Here is a 14,919-nt window from a genome sequence, read left to right as displayed (position 1 = left end):
TCGGGGTCCTCGAAAACCCCTTGCATCTGACGCGGGCCGAATGCCCGCTGAGTGGTCGGCCCACCGGCCGAAGAAATTGACGCATCCGGTCGCAAGAGCCTCTCCCGCGACCGGATGTCTTGTTACTCGGCTGCGCCCTTATTCGGCAGCATCTGGCAACCGGACAGGGGCATCGTCGAGCTTGGTATTCTCCAGCTCGACATTGAGGCCAAGCGACCGCATTTCCTTGACGAGCACGTTGAAGCTCTCCGGAATGCCGGCCTCGAACGTGTCGTCGCCGCGCACGATCGCCTCGTAGACCTTGGTACGGCCGGCGACGTCGTCCGACTTCACCGTCAGCATTTCCTGCAGCGTGTAGGCGGCGCCGTAGGCTTCCAGCGCCCAGACCTCCATTTCACCGAAGCGCTGGCCACCGAACTGCGCCTTGCCGCCCAGCGGCTGCTGGGTGACGAGCGAGTACGGACCGATCGAACGCGCGTGGATCTTGTCGTCCACCAGGTGGTGAAGCTTGAGCATATAGATATAGCCCATCGTCACCTTGCGATCGAACGGCTCGCCGGTGCGGCCGTCATAGAGCTGCGACTGACCGCTGGAGTGCAGGCCCGCCTGCTCCAGCATGGTGTTGATGTCGGCTTCGTGCGCGCCGTCGAACACCGGGGTCGCGATCGAGACGCCGCGACGCATCTGCTCGCTGAGGCGAACAATGCTCTCGTCGTCATAGTCACGGATCGGCTCGTTGCGATCGTTGGCCGGCATGAAGCTTTCCAGCGTCTTGCGCAGCGGCTTGATGTCGCCCGCCGACTTATAGGCGTCGATCATCTCGCCGATCTTGCGGCCCATGCCGGCGCAAGCCCAGCCCAGATGCGTTTCCAGGATCTGGCCGACATTCATGCGGCTCGGCACACCCAGCGGGTTGAGCACGATATCGGCATGCGTGCCGTCCTCGAGGAAAGGCATGTCCTCGACCGGAACGATGCGCGACACGACACCCTTGTTGCCGTGACGGCCGGCCATCTTGTCGCCGGGCTGCATCTTGCGCTTCACCGCCACGAAGACCTTGACCATCTTCATGACGCCCGGAGGCATCTCGTCGCCGCGCTGCACCTTCTCGACCTTATCCATGAAGCGCTGTTCGAGCGCCTTCTTGGAATCGTCGTACTGGCCACGCAGGGCTTCCAGTTCGCTCTGGAGCTTTTCGTTCTCCACCGCAAACTGCCACCACTGCGAACGCGGATATTCGTCGAGCGTGTCCTTGGACAGCGTCGAGCCCTTCTTGAAGCCCTTCGGTCCAGCGATCGCGTCCTTGCCGACGAGCATGTCGGAAAGACGCGCGTAGACGTTGCGGTCCAGGATCGCCTGCTCGTCGTCACGGTCCTTGGCGAGGCGTTCGATCTCCTCGCGCTCGATCGCCATGGCGCGCTCGTCCTTCTCCACACCGTGGCGATTGAACACGCGCACCTCGACGACAGTGCCGAAGGTACCCGGAGGCATGCGCATCGAGGTATCGCGCACGTCGGAAGCCTTTTCGCCGAAGATGGCGCGCAGAAGCTTTTCTTCCGGCGTCATCGGGCTTTCGCCCTTCGGCGTGATCTTGCCGACCAGGATGTCGCCCGGCTGCACTTCCGCGCCGATATACACGATGCCGGCTTCGTCGAGGTTCTTCAGCGCTTCTTCCGAAACGTTGGGAATGTCGCGCGTGATTTCCTCCGGACCAAGCTTGGTATCGCGCGCCATGACCTCGAACTCCTCGATGTGGATCGAGGTGAAGACGTCGTCGGCGACGATGCGCTCGGACAAGAGGATGGAGTCCTCGTAGTTGTAGCCGTTCCAGGGCATGAACGCGACCAGCACGTTGCGGCCGAGCGCCAGATCACCGAGCTCCGTCGACGGACCGTCAGCGATGATGTCGCCCTTGTTGACCCGGTCGCCCATGCGCACCAGCGGACGCTGGTTGATGCAGGTGTTCTGGTTCGAACGCTGGAACTTCATCAGCCGGTAGATATCGACGCCGGACTTGCCCGGATCGAGGTCTTCCGTCGCACGGATAACGATACGCGTCGCGTCCACCTGGTCGACGATGCCGCCGCGGCGGGCGCCGATCGCGGCGCCCGAGTCACGGGCAACGATCGGCTCCATGCCGGTGCCGACGAACGGCGCTTCGGCGCGCACCAGCGGCACGGCCTGACGCTGCATGTTCGAGCCCATCAGAGCGCGGTTGGCGTCGTCGTTTTCCAGGAACGGGATCAGGGCCGCGGCCACCGACACCATCTGCTTGGGCGACACGTCCATCAGGTCGACGTTTTCGCGCGGCGCCATCATCACTTCGCCGGCGCTGCGGCAAATGACGAATTCGTCGACGAAACCGCCGTTCTTGTCGAGCTCGGCGTTGGCCTGCGCGACATGGTGCTTGGCCTCTTCCATCGCCGACAGATAGACGACGTCATTGGTCAGCTTGCCGTCGACGATCTTGCGGTACGGGCTTTCGATAAAGCCGTACTTGTTGACGCGCGCGAAGGTCGCCAGCGAGTTGATCAGACCGATATTCGGGCCTTCCGGCGTCTCGATCGGGCAGATGCGGCCGTAATGCGTCGGGTGCACGTCGCGCACCTCGAAGCCGGCGCGCTCGCGGGTCAGACCGCCCGGTCCAAGCGCCGAGAGACGACGCTTGTGGGTGATCTCCGACAGCGGATTGGTCTGGTCCATGAACTGCGACAGCTGCGAGGAACCGAAGAACTCGCGCACGGCGGCGGCCGCCGGCTTGGCGTTGATCAGGTCCTGCGGCATCACCGTGTCGATCTCGATCGAGGACATGCGTTCCTTGATCGCGCGCTCCATGCGAAGCAGGCCGACGCGGTACTGGTTCTCCATCAGTTCGCCCACCGAACGCACGCGGCGGTTGCCGAGATTGTCGATGTCGTCGATCTCGCCCTTGCCGTCGCGCAGTTCGACCAGCGTCTTGACCACGGCCAGGATGTCTTCCTTGCGCAGCACGCGCACGGTGTCCTCGGCCTTGAGTTCGAGGCGCATGTTCATCTTGACGCGGCCAACGGCCGACAGGTCGTAGCGCTCACTGTCGAAGAACAGCGAGTTGAACATGGCTTCGGCGGTCTCGAGCGTCGGCGGCTCGCCCGGACGCATGACGCGGTAGATGTCGAACAGCGCGTCCTGACGGCTCTCGTTCTTGTCGACGGCGAGCGTGTTACGGATGTAGGCGCCGACATTGACATGGTCGATGTCGAGGATCTGGACTTCCTGCTCGCCGGTGCCGAGCAGCACCTTCAGCGTCTTCTCGTCGATTTCGTCGCCGGCTTCGAGGAATATCTCGCCGGTAGCGTAGTTGACGATGTCCTCGGCGAGATAGTTGCCCAGAAGGTCCTCGTCGGTCGCCTTGATGGCCTTGAGGCCCTTTTCGCCGAGCTGACGCGCCTGGCGGGCGGTGATCTTCTTGCCGGCCTCGACAACGATCTCACCCGTATCGGCATCGACCAGGTCGCCGACGGCCTTGAGGCCGCGGAAACGCTCGACGTTGAACGGGATGCGCCAGTGGTCGCCGGCGCGCTTGTAGGTGATCTTGTTGTAGAAGGTCGACAGGATTTCTTCGCCATCCATGCCGAGCGCCATCAAAAGCGACGTCACCGGAATCTTGCGGCGACGGTCGATGCGGGCGTGCACGACGTCCTTGGAGTCGAACTCGATGTCGAGCCACGAGCCACGGTAGGGGATGACGCGCGCCGCAAACAGAAGCTTGCCCGACGAGTGCGACTTGCCCTTGTCGTGGTCGAAGAAGACGCCCGGCGAACGGTGCATCTGCGAGACGATGACGCGCTCGGTGCCGTTGACGATGAAGGTGCCGTTCAAGGTCATGAGCGGCATGTCGCCCATGTAGACGTCCTGCTCCTTGATGTCCTTGATGGACTTGGCGCCGGTATCCTCGTCGATATCGAACACGATGAGGCGCAGCGTCACCTTCAGCGGCGCGGCATAGGTCAGGTCGCGCTGACGGCATTCGTCAACGTCGAATTTCGGTCCTTCGAACTCGTACTTCACGAACTCCAGCATCGAGGAGCCGGAAAAATCGGAGATCGGGAAGACCGACTTGAAAACGGCCTGCAGTCCTTCGTCCGGACGGCCGCCCTTGGGCTCGTCCACCATCAGGAACTGGTCATAGGATGCCTTCTGAACCTCGATCAGGTTCGGCATCTCCGCAACTTCCGGGATCTTTCCGAAGAACTTGCGTACGCGTCTGCGGCCATTGAAAGTCTGGGTCTGGGCCATCGTCGCTCCTTAGCTCTAAACTCGGGGCGAACCTCGCCGCGGTTCGCCTTGCATGCCGAGCCACCTGGGCGGCGGCTCTCTGTCTGTTCTCCGGCTTTGCTTGCCAATTGCTTGGCGGCGGCCGGCTAAAACGGGAGAAAACCCGTTTCCTGAAGGTCGCCTGGCGGCCTTCAGGAAAGAGGTTTTCGTACATCTCGCGTTACGCAGCCTCCCCGGGCACGGCCTGAGGGAGTGGCGGACGGCGCGAGGCCGCCCGCCGCTTTATGATTACTTCAGGTCGACCTTGGCGCCGGCTGCTTCCAGCTGGGCCTTGAACTTGTCAGCGTCGGCCTTGGAAACGCCTTCCTTGACCGGCTTCGGAGCCGCTTCGACCAGGTCCTTGGCTTCCTTGAGGCCAAGGCCGGTGATGGCGCGGACTTCCTTGATGACGTTGATCTTCTGAGCGCCGGCGTCGGTGAGGACGACGTCGAATTCGGTCTTCTCTTCGACCGGAGCAGCAGCGGCGGCAGCGCCGCCAGCAGCGGCAACCGCCACCGGAGCAGCAGCCGAAACGCCCCACTTTTCTTCCAGAAGCTTCGACAGCTCAGCCGCCTCGAGGACGGTCAGCTTCGACAGGTCGTCTACGATCTTTGCCAGATCAGCCATTGTTGTATTCCTTCGTTAGGTTCGAACGTGTGTTTTTGATAGCGAGGAACGGCCTCATGCCGCCTCGTCCTTCCGGGCGTAAGCGCCGATGACGCGCGCGACCGAAGCCGCTGGCGCATTGACGATCTGGGCGATCCGGGTTGCCGGCGTGGCGATCATGCCAACCAGCCTGGCGCGCAGCTCATCGAGCGACGGAAGTGTGGCGAGTGCCTTCACACCGTCGGCGTTGAGCGAGGTGGTGCCCATTGCGCCGCCGAGAATGACAAGCTTGTCATTTCCCTTGGCGAAATCGGACGCGACCTTCGGCGCCGCAATCGGATCCTCCGAATAAGCGATCAGCGTCTGACCCTTGAACAGGTCGATGATCGATGCGGAGTCCGTGCCCTGAAGAGCGATTTTGGCGAGACGGTTCTTCGCGACTTTAACGGTGCCACCGGCAGCGCGCATTTTCGACCGAAGGTCGTTCATTTGCGCGACGGTGATACCGGCATAGTGGGCCACGACCACTGAACCCGCGTTTCCGAACGCTTCGTTCAGGCCCGTGACGAGTTCGCGTTTTTCCGCTCTGTCCACTGCCTATCTCCAGTTGACCCCTGCCCCTTCGATGGGAACATTCCCATTTGAGAACAGGCGTCGGGTTGCCTTTGCCGGCCGGGCCATCCAGTAACGGATCTCCCGAACGACGCTCGAGGATCCTGCCCCCTTTCGCCACATCGACGGCCAGGCCGGCGATGCGCAGACAAAAGGCAAACACGGTTCGAACCTTTCATTGGAGCACTTGCTCCGTTGTCGGGTCTTCACCCGTCTCATGCAGGCCCACATGAATTAAGGCCCTCCTCTTGGAATCAAGACTTGGGCCGCCCGCAATCTCGGACAGGATGTCCGGAAGCCTTCCGGCTTCCGGTACCGGGCCCAGGATAAATCCGAGGCCCGGAATTCAGTCATGGATCAGCCTTCCGAAGGCCGATCCAAATGGTCTTCATCAGGACGCTGCGAGCGTCGCGACGTCGAGCTTGAGGCCCGGGCCCATCGTCGAGGTGACGGACACCTTCTTGACGTAGTTGCCCTTGGCGCCAGCCGGCTTTGCCTTGGTCACCGCATCGGCGAAGGCACGGATGTTCTCTTCCAGCGCCTTGACCTCGAACGAGACTTTGCCGACGCCGGCATGAACGATGCCGGCCTTCTCGACGCGGAACTCGACGGCGCCGCCCTTCGATGCCTTGACGGCTGCGGCAACGTCGGTGGTGACGGTGCCGACCTTCGGGTTCGGCATCATGCCGCGCGGGCCGAGCACCTTACCGAGACGGCCGACGAGCGGCATCATGTCCGGCGTGGCGATGCAGCGATCGAAATCGATCGTGCCCTTCTGGACGATGTCGACCAGGTCCTCCGCGCCGACGATGTCGGCGCCGGCGGCCTTGGCTTCCTCGGCCTTGTCGCCACGGGCGAACACGGCGACACGAACCGAGCGGCCGGTGCCGTTCGGCAGGTTGACCACGCCGCGAACCATCTGGTCGGCATGACGCGGGTCGACGCCCAGGTTCATGGCGACTTCGACGGTCTCGTCGAACTTGACCGAGGAACGGTCCTTGAGCAGCTTCAGCGCGTCACCCAGGGCATAAGCCTTGTTGGGATCGATGCCTTCGCGGGACTTGGATACACGCTTTGCAATCTTTGCCATGATCTCAGCCCACCACTTCCAGACCCATCGAGCGGGCGGAGCCCTCGACCATGCGCATGGCCGCCTCGACGTCGTTTGCGTTCAGATCCTTCATCTTCTGCTCGGCGATGGCGCGCACCTTGGCGCGATCGATCGTGCCGGCCTTGACCTTGCCCGGCTCCTTGGAGCCCGACTTCAGGTTCGCGGCCTTCTTGAGGAAATAGCTCACCGGCGGCGTCTTCATGACGAAGGTGAACGACTTGTCCTGGTAATAGGTGATGACGACCGGAATCGGCGATCCCTTTTCCATTTCCTGGGTCTGCGCGTTGAACGCCTTGCAGAACTCCATGATGTTGATGCCACGCTGACCAAGCGCCGGGCCGATCGGGGGCGACGGCGTCGCCGAACCCGCGGAAACCTGGAGCTTGAGCTGGCCTGCAATTTTCTTAGCCATCTCTTTTCCTGCCTTTGTCTATGCCGGCCCCACTAGCTGGGAAATCCCGGCGGTTGCAGTCTGGTGGTGCGGTTCACGCGGCCGGCTAAGCCGCCTTCGCCTCCCACCGTTCTCGAGGCCGCACGCTTGCGCGCCGCCTCCCCTGACCGCCGACCCGGCATCGCCGGACCAGCATCAGGGATTTCGGATCAGCCCTTTTCGACCTGTCCGAATTCCAGATCGACGGGCACGGCGCGCCCGAAGATCGAAACTTCCACCTTGAGCCGCGCCCGCTCCTCGTCCACTTCCTGGACGAAACCATTGAACGACGCGAAAGGACCATCCGAGACGCGGATCGCCTCGCCGATCTCGAACGTGACCGAGGGCTTCGGCCGCTCGACGCCTTCCTGCACCTGGTTCAGGATGCGCTGGGCTTCGGCCTCGGTGATCGGCACCGGCTTGGAGTCGCCGAGAAAGCCGGTGACCTTGGGCGTGTTCTTGACCAGCGAGAAGACGGCGTCGGTCAGGTTGGCCTTCAGGAGCACATAGCCCGGGAAGAACTTGCGCTCGGCATCGACCTTGCGGCCGCGACGAACCTCGACGACCTTTTCGGTCGGCACCACGATCTGCTCGATATCGGCGGACAAGCCCTTCTGCTTGGCCTTGTTCTCAATGTCCTCGGCGACCTTCTTCTCGAAATTCGAATAGGCGTGAACGATGTACCAGCGCGTAGCCATTTTTACGACGTCTCCGTAATCGCCGGACTTAGCGTCCAATGCCCAAAATCTGCTCGACCGCGAGGCCCATGAGCTGATCGGCGGTGAAGAAGAAGATCATCGCGATCACGGCGAAGGCCAGGACCATCACCGTCGAAATCATCGTCTCGCGACGCGACGGCCAAGTCACCTTGGCTGTCTCCGCGCGCACCTGCTGGAGAAAGACGAAAGGATTTGTGGTTTTCGAAGCCATATGCCGCCTGTCTTCAAGACCCGTTGGCCGGGCCCCCTGGATGATCCCGCTGACCGGGACGTGCCGCCTGGGTCCAAATCCGCGCCGAATCAGCGCCATTTCGCCCATGCAAATCAGACGCGTAAAGCCGGCTTCCCAGCTCCACGCGCCGCGTGTCTGTCCTGTCTACATAAAACCGATTCTTGATCCACGCAAGTGGCAAGTGCCCGCTTTATGACCAAACGCCGCCTCGGAACCATCCAGTCGTTCCGTCCCGGCTATGGCGCCCTTATGCCCCAATCGCCCTAATATGGCAAGCGGGTCGCCGATTTTCAAAGGCCCGCCTGCAAAAACCGTTCTGATCGCCATTTTTGAAAATGGCACGGGCAGCAGGGCTCGAACCTACGACCTGCGGTTTTGGAGACCGCCGCTCTACCAACTGAGCTATGCCCGTACGCGCCGCCATATCTGCGGCTGGCGCTTCCTAAAAGCTTCCGCGGGCTCTGTAAAGAGTGGTTTGTGAGCAAACTTGTCATAATCCAGCGCCAGAAATCGGACAGCGACGTCACGGCTCCCCCGGGGCGGCTCGATGCCTATTTTTCTTCCGGCGGCTTATACGGCCCTCCCGGCACACCCCAACCCCAGGCCGGCATCGGTTCCGTCTCAGGATCGCAGGTTTCACCGAGATCGGAATTCATCTTGGCCAGCCTCGATCCCCATTCGACATAGCCCATGAAGGCCGAGCGAAACTCCGGATCGTCAGGCAGGCCGACGACGTCGGCTGCGTCGGAGAGAAGGCTGATCCAGCGGCGGCGCTGCTCCTCCGTCAGGTGCCGGCCCAGATGATGCATGACCATCTCGCGATGACCGCCGAAGCTTTCGCTGTAGGTTTTCGGTCCGCCGAAAACCTCGCCGATGAAGGCCGCGACATGGGCCGGGTGGTCCGGCGACATGGTTTTGAACACCGGCCCGACGACCGGGTCCTCCGCCACCTTGGCGTAGAAGGTTTCCGTCAGCCGGTTCAGCGCCTCGATGCCCCCTGCCCACTCGTATAATGTCGGAACATCACCGCTCATTCTCGATCCTCCAGTTCCGCCGCCACAGCGACGATACCGGAAAGGCCGAGCGAGGCTCAACCTGCCTCGATGGGTAGCTCGCCTATGTCGCGGGAGCTACAGCTTGGCAGGCGTGTCGGCCTGCGCATTGGCGGCCGGCAGGCCCCGGCAATTGCCGGGCTTGGGCATGGCCTTGCAAATCGTGGCGCCGGTCAGCACGTCGACCCGATTGCGGTCCCGTAGTCAGTCCGGCCTTTTGCATTGCTCCAGGGTCAAGCTGGCGCTCGGCCGTGCGGCCCGCAATCGCGGCGAACAGTCCGGGACCGATCCCCATCTCCTCGAGATAGGCCTTGACCGTCTGCTTCTGTCCCATCGGATAGAGGCTGAGCCGCACTTGCTGACCGGCAAGGCGCCTCGCGCCGCCGGCAAGCACCAGCACACAGGCGGAATCGCACTCCACTCCGGCATCGACGCTCAAGCCGGCATAGGCCCCGTCCCTGGCCAGGCAGTTCCATGCGCCGGGATCGCAGTCTACGAAATCGGTGCGGGCAACGGCGATGTCCAGCTTCCTCTCATGGATAAGCCTTCCCATTGCGAGCGCGCTGGACAGGTCGCCTCCGCGCGAACTGATGACGACAGGCAGTCGCCGATCGCCCAGCGTCGCCAGCAGCTGGCGCAGCTTCAGCGGCGTCTGGCTCGTGACCGCGCCTTGCGCCGATATCCATTCCGGGCAGTCGGGATTGCACAGCGGATTGCTGCCGCGTACCACGACAAGGCGCATGTCCCCGCCGGCCTTCGCCTCCGTGGCCGCAGCCGTCGTTGCGGCGGCCGAAGGCGCCGCCTTGTTTCCCGGTCCCGCTATATCCCGGCAGTTCGTGGCCGACTGCTCCGGCCTGCACAGGCTCGCGGTGGTCAACAGATCTACGGCGTCCCGGCTGGTGACGAGCTTCATCGTCAACATCTCGTCGAGAGGAATCTGGCGAATCTCGCTGGCCGGTGTCGCCTTCATGACTTCCAGCACACCGCCGTCTATGCCCATTTCCTTCAGATAAGCCGAGAGCGTCTTCTCGACCGCCTTGCTCATCTCGTAGGTCTTGTAGCTGCCGGCGTTCTTGCGGCTGACCACCTTGGTGTTGATGATCTTCTTCTTGCCGTTCACGATCCGGTAGGTGGTCCGGTAGAGCAGCTTCTCGCGATGAAACGTGGTGGTGATCTGGTGGACGCCGAGATAGCCGAAATCGCCGACCACGCGGCGCACACCGCCCGAAAACATCAATGGACAGGCCGAATTGCACATGGCCCCGTCGTCGAAGGCCATGCCGAAATAAGCGGCGCCCTTACCTTTGTTGTCGCCGCAGTCCGTCGCCTCCGGCTGGCAGCCGGAAAAGACCGTCACGCCGACGGCGATATCGAGCCTGTTCTTGCGGATCATCCGGCCAAGTGCCAGCGCCGCGTCGACGTTGCCGCCGGGCGAATTGACGACAACAGGCAATTGCCTTCCCTTGAGCGCCCGGAGCGTGCGCTTGAAGAGCGCCGGCGTGCCCGCCTCTATGGCGCCGTCCGCCGATATCCATTCAGGACAGTTGGGTTCGCATCCCGGGGCGTTGCTGCGCACGACGACGAAACGCATGGGCGCGATGTCGGGAGGCCCGTCCTGCGCTCGCGCCCCAAGGACGGGCAGCGTCATGGCGACGACGAGGCAAGCAAGTGCCCACAACCGCCATGCCTTCCCATCGAAACGGCGCCCTGAAACCACAGTTGGCAAAGCTCCCTCGGTGCAACCCATACTAGTTGCAGCCATGGCGCTTGCAACAGATTTGAAACAGCCCTCGACACGGCTGCGTCGCCAAGCTCCCGAAACGAAAAAGGGCGGCCCGAGGACCGCCCTTTCCTTGTCGAACCGGCAAAGCCGGTATCGATTATTCCTTGATGGTGACGACGATGCCGGCACCGACGGTGCGGCCGCCTTCACGGATGGCGAAGCGCAGCTTCTCTTCCATGGCGATCGGCACGATCAGTTCGACGTCGACCGTGATGTTGTCGCCAGGCATCACCATCTCGGTGCCGGCCGGCAGCGACACGATGCCGGTCACGTCGGTCGTGCGGAAGTAGAACTGCGGACGGTAGTTGGTGAAGAACGGCGTGTGACGGCCACCTTCGTCCTTGGTCAGGATGTAGGCTTCGGCCACGAACTTCTTGTGCGGCTTCACCGAACCGGGCTTGGCCAGAACCTGGCCGCGCTCGACACCTTCACGGTCGACGCCGCGCAGCAGCGCGCCGATGTTGTCGCCGGCCTGGCCCTGGTCGAGCAGCTTGCGGAACATTTCAACGCCCGTGCAGGTCGTCTTGGTCGTCGGACGGATGCCGATGATCTCGAGTTCCTCACCGACCTTGACCACGCCGCGCTCGACGCGGCCGGTCACGACCGTGCCGCGGCCCGAGATCGAGAACACGTCCTCGATCGGCATCAGGAACGGCTTGTCCAGCGGACGAACAGGCGTCGGGATGTAGGCGTCGACCTGAGCCATCAGCTCGCGGATCGCGTCTTCGCCGATGGTCTTGTTGGAATCTTCCAACGCAGCCAGCGCCGAGCCCTTGACGATCGGAATGTCGTCGCCGGGGAATTCGTTCTTCGACAACAGCTCACGAACCTCGAGCTCGACCAGTTCGAGAAGTTCGGCGTCGTCGACCTGGTCGACCTTGTTCAGGAACACCACGATCGAGGGAACGCCGACCTGACGGGCAAGCAGGATGTGCTCGCGGGTCTGCGGCATCGGGCCGTCGGCGGCCGACACGACCAGGATCGCGCCGTCCATCTGCGCGGCGCCGGTGATCATGTTCTTCACATAGTCGGCGTGGCCGGGGCAGTCGACGTGGGCGTAGTGGCGGTTCTCGGTCTCGTATTCGACATGGGCCGTCGAGATCGTGATGCCGCGCGCCTTCTCTTCCGGCGCCGCGTCGATCTGGTCATAGCGCTTGTATTCGCCAAAATACTTGGTGATCGCAGCCGTCAGCGACGTCTTGCCGTGATCGACGTGGCCGATCGTGCCGATGTTCACATGAGGCTTCGTACGCTCGAATTTACCTTTTGCCATAGTCTCTTTCCTTGGACGGCCTGGACCTTCAGTTCAGTCGAATGCGGGGCGATTAGCGAGAAAGGCCAAAAAACACAAGCGTCTTTTGCCCGGGCGCTATCTCACTCGGTCAGAACCCACGGTCCGATTGCGGAGATATGGCGCGGATATAGGTGGCCGCGGTTGAAAATGGAATGGGTGACGGCCGGCCTCGACAATGGCTGCTTTGCGCAAGCCGGCGCATAAATCGGTGTCGGATTTGACGGCGGTTCATGGCCCATTGCGGCGGCGATCCCGGTCTGATTTCCTGCGCCGATGCATTTCATCCCCTCAGCCATTCGCGGCCCGCTGTTCATGATCGTCTCGACCGGGTCGTATCTGGTCAACGACACGATGATGAAACTCGCGACGGTGGGCCTGCCGTCCTACGAGGTGCTATTGCTGCGTGGCGCGGCTGCAACACTATGGGGCTTTCCGCTGCTGTTCGCGCTTGGCTACGGCAAGCAGATACCACTGATCTTCGACAAGCGGGTGCTGCGCCGGAACCTGCTCGAACTGGCGGCGATCCTCTGTTACGTCGTCGCGCTCGCCAACATGCAGATCGCCGATTCCACCGCGCTCGGCCAGATCACGCCGCTGCTGATGCTGGTCGGTTCCTCGGTCCTGTTTGGCGAGCGCATCGGCGGCCAGCGCCTGGCGCTGATCGGATTGGGCTTCCTCGGCGCGCTGATGGTGGCGCAGCCGACCATGCAAGGCATTTCGGTCTATGCGCTACTGGCGCTCGGCAACGCTGCGCTGGCGGCGGCGCGCGATCTTGCCGGCAGGCGCGTGCCTGCCGAGGTGCCCGGAATGATCGTGGCGATCTCAGCCGTGGTGGTGGTGCTCATCGGCGCGGGCGCCGCGCACCTGGTTTCCGAGCGCTGGATCATGCCTGAGGCCCGCCATCTGCTGCTGATGGCCGGCGCCGGATTCTTCCTGATCTTCGGCCACTTCTTCATCTTCATGGCCTATCGCGTCGGGCCTACCGGAGCGGTGGCGCCATTCTACTATTGCTTCACGGTCTGGGCGGTCATTTCGGGCCTGCTGGTGTTCGGGCAATTCCCGAACATGCTGGCGGTTTGCGGCATCCTGCTGGTGGTCGCCAGCGGGCTGACCATCGTATCGCTCGACCAGCGCCAGCGCCGGCTGACGGTGGTCGCCTAGTTGCCGGCCGGGCGGTTGCCGGAGGCCGTTGCCGACGCCGCCGGGATCCTCTATGCGGCTAGGACGGAACCAATCAGCGACGGGAGCTTGCCATGACCGATTTCGACCAGAACAAAGGCTCGGACGCCGAGCACAAGGCCGCCATCCGCAAGTCGCTTGTCGGCTGGGCGGTTTTTATCGCCGGAACGCTGATCTTCTTCGCCGCCGCCGACGCGGTGTTGATGCCATAGGCAAGCCGGCAGTCGGGGCGGCCCGCTCGGGGCCGCCGCCCGTCCGGCGTAGCCGGTCGCCTCGGGTTGCTAGAGCGTCCGGCTTCCGCTGAACTGGTGATAGGCCCAAAGAACAACCACGGCGCCAACCACCGCGACGATCAGGCTGTAAATGTTGAGCCCGGTCACGCCCGACGCGCCGAAGGCGCTGAAGATCAGGCCGCCGACAATCGCGCCGACGATGCCGAGCACGATGTCCATGATCACGCCCTGGCCGCTCTTGTTGACGATCTTGCTGCCGATGAACCCGGCGATGGCGCCGAGGATGATCCAGCTGATGATACCCATTTTTTCCTCTCCATCCCTCCGCGAAGCGGAGATTTTCATATGATTGTCAAAAGCTCAAGCCAGCTTGAAATTCCGCCCGGATGCGCCATTGTTGGTGATGGGCTGGGCTTGGTCGAGATGGAGGATCCACTATGGGACTTTTTGACAACGCCGTTCCCGGCGGCAACATCACTAAACCATTGATGATCGCGCTCGGCGCGCTGCTGGTCGGCAAGATGCTGAGCGGCAGGAGCGCGGAGCCGGAGCAACCTCAAGCACCGGCCCCGGCCGATCCGACCACCGCCGGAACAACAGCCGGCGACGGCGGTCTGCTCGGCGGATTGGGTGGCCTGCTCGACAAGCTCAAGGATGCCGGCCACGGCAATGTCGCCGATTCCTGGGTCGGCACCGGGCAGAACCAGTCGATCAATCCTGGTGATCTCGGCTCGGCGCTCGGTCCTGCGGTGATCCGCGAGATCGCGCAGCGCACCGGCATGAATGAGCAGGAATTGCTCCAGCAACTTTCCACGGCACTGCCCGGCATCGTCGACAAGCTGACGCCGAACGGCCAGGTGCCGCAGCAGCACCAGGTCGCGTCGGCATTCAACAGCTAGGGCGCGCGCCGCAGACCGATGGCAGAGGCGCTGCGCGCATTGCCGCGCGGCGTTTCGGCTTGGCAGTGGCTGGAGGGCAATCTGGAGCGGGTAGCGGGAATCGAACCCGCATATTCAGCTTGGAAGGCTGCTGCTCTACCACTGAGCTATACCCGCGCCTTGCACTGAAGTACCGGATTCACCCGCAAAGCGCCATGCGCTTTTTGGGTCCGATGCTTTCGCGTTTCAGGGCTTCCGGGCCGGCAGTGGTGGAGAGGGTTGGATTCGAACCAACGTAGGCTAAGCCAACGGATTTACAGTCCGTCCCCTTTAACCACTCGGGCACCTCTCCAGTCTGCCGCCGGAGCCATGCAACGAGGCATTCTTGCCGATCCGGAGACCCGAGTTATCTTTCTCCGAAATCAGCGAAGCGCCTTATGGCGGCAAGGCCAGTGGGTGTCAACCGCGCAGCGGGCGTTTTTCGAACTTGTTCGCCG

13 protein-coding genes, 3 tRNA genes and 1 pseudogene are annotated in these 14,919 nt (G+C 62.8%); 3 read left to right on the top strand and 14 right to left on the bottom strand.

Annotated features, from left to right (window positions below; genetic code table 11):
• Positions 1–138: 138 nt before the first annotated feature.
• From rpoB to tuf, 11 genes and pseudogenes are all read right to left on the bottom strand, one after another.
• Positions 139–4,275, bottom strand: a complete 4,137-nt coding sequence (gene rpoB, locus FJ967_RS02415) for a DNA-directed RNA polymerase subunit beta (RefSeq protein WP_140730104.1) — start codon at positions 4,273–4,275, stop codon at positions 139–141.
• Between the two features lie 267 nt (positions 4,276–4,542).
• On the bottom strand, positions 4,543–4,920 hold the full coding sequence (gene rplL / locus FJ967_RS02410) for a 50S ribosomal protein L7/L12 (protein ID WP_006202136.1): 378 nt from the start codon (positions 4,918–4,920) through the stop codon (positions 4,543–4,545).
• A gap of 54 nt (positions 4,921–4,974) precedes the next feature.
• Positions 4,975–5,493 (bottom strand): 50S ribosomal protein L10, encoded by a 519-nt coding sequence (gene rplJ / locus FJ967_RS02405; RefSeq protein WP_019857958.1) that lies wholly within the window; start codon positions 5,491–5,493, stop codon positions 4,975–4,977.
• 409 nt (positions 5,494–5,902) lie between these two features.
• Positions 5,903–6,601 (bottom strand): 50S ribosomal protein L1, encoded by a 699-nt coding sequence (gene rplA, locus FJ967_RS02400; protein ID WP_140730103.1) that lies wholly within the window; start codon positions 6,599–6,601, stop codon positions 5,903–5,905.
• 4 nt (positions 6,602–6,605) lie between these two features.
• Positions 6,606–7,034 carry a 50S ribosomal protein L11 gene (gene rplK, locus FJ967_RS02395; RefSeq protein WP_140730102.1) on the bottom strand — a complete coding sequence of 143 codons (429 nt, stop codon included), beginning with the start codon at positions 7,032–7,034 and terminating at the stop codon, positions 6,606–6,608.
• Positions 7,035–7,222: 188 nt separating this feature from the next.
• Positions 7,223–7,750, bottom strand: a complete 528-nt coding sequence (gene nusG, locus FJ967_RS02390) for a transcription termination/antitermination protein NusG (RefSeq protein WP_015317996.1) — start codon at positions 7,748–7,750, stop codon at positions 7,223–7,225.
• 28 nt (positions 7,751–7,778) lie between these two features.
• Positions 7,779–7,982, bottom strand: a complete 204-nt coding sequence (gene secE, locus FJ967_RS02385; RefSeq protein WP_013531408.1) for a preprotein translocase subunit SecE — start codon at positions 7,980–7,982, stop codon at positions 7,779–7,781.
• A 357-nt stretch (positions 7,983–8,339) separates the two neighbouring features.
• Positions 8,340–8,415 (bottom strand) — tRNA-Trp (locus FJ967_RS02380).
• 139 nt (positions 8,416–8,554) lie between these two features.
• Complete coding sequence (locus tag FJ967_RS02375) at positions 8,555–9,037, bottom strand: group II truncated hemoglobin (RefSeq protein ID WP_140730101.1); 483 nt, start codon at positions 9,035–9,037, stop codon at positions 8,555–8,557.
• A 96-nt stretch (positions 9,038–9,133) separates the two neighbouring features.
• Positions 9,134–10,802, bottom strand: a pseudogene (locus tag FJ967_RS02370) (hypothetical protein).
• Between the two features lie 133 nt (positions 10,803–10,935).
• A complete protein-coding gene (tuf, locus tag FJ967_RS02365; protein ID WP_140730100.1) occupies positions 10,936–12,111 on the bottom strand; it encodes an elongation factor Tu in 1,176 nt (391 codons plus the stop codon).
• A 294-nt stretch (positions 12,112–12,405) separates the two neighbouring features.
• Here tuf and FJ967_RS02360 point away from each other — a divergent pair, with 294 nt between their 5' ends.
• On the top strand, positions 12,406–13,293 hold the full coding sequence (locus FJ967_RS02360; RefSeq protein ID WP_140730099.1) for a DMT family transporter: 888 nt from the start codon (positions 12,406–12,408) through the stop codon (positions 13,291–13,293).
• Positions 13,294–13,385: 92 nt separating this feature from the next.
• Complete coding sequence (locus FJ967_RS33275) at positions 13,386–13,523, top strand: hypothetical protein (protein ID WP_181175641.1); 138 nt, start codon at positions 13,386–13,388, stop codon at positions 13,521–13,523.
• A 69-nt stretch (positions 13,524–13,592) separates the two neighbouring features.
• Here the strand turns inward: FJ967_RS33275 and FJ967_RS02355 are convergent, their stop codons facing one another.
• Positions 13,593–13,850 carry a GlsB/YeaQ/YmgE family stress response membrane protein gene (locus tag FJ967_RS02355; RefSeq protein WP_140730098.1) on the bottom strand — a complete coding sequence of 86 codons (258 nt, stop codon included), beginning with the start codon at positions 13,848–13,850 and terminating at the stop codon, positions 13,593–13,595.
• Positions 13,851–13,981: 131 nt separating this feature from the next.
• Between FJ967_RS02355 and FJ967_RS02350 the strand changes: the two genes are divergently transcribed.
• Positions 13,982–14,443: a YidB family protein gene (locus FJ967_RS02350; protein WP_140730097.1), complete on the top strand. Its 462-nt coding sequence runs from the start codon at positions 13,982–13,984 to the stop codon at positions 14,441–14,443.
• Positions 14,444–14,525: 82 nt separating this feature from the next.
• Here FJ967_RS02350 and FJ967_RS02345 read toward each other — a convergent pair.
• Both FJ967_RS02345 and FJ967_RS02340 read right to left on the bottom strand, forming a co-directional pair.
• Positions 14,526–14,599 (bottom strand) — tRNA-Gly (locus tag FJ967_RS02345).
• Between the two features lie 90 nt (positions 14,600–14,689).
• Positions 14,690–14,774 (bottom strand) — tRNA-Tyr (locus tag FJ967_RS02340).
• Positions 14,775–14,919 lie beyond the last annotated feature (145 nt).

Source organism: Mesorhizobium sp. B2-3-4, from assembly GCF_006442315.1.
GTDB lineage: Bacteria > Pseudomonadota > Alphaproteobacteria > Rhizobiales > Rhizobiaceae > Mesorhizobium.
This window is presented reverse-complemented; position numbering and strand designations above follow the sequence as displayed.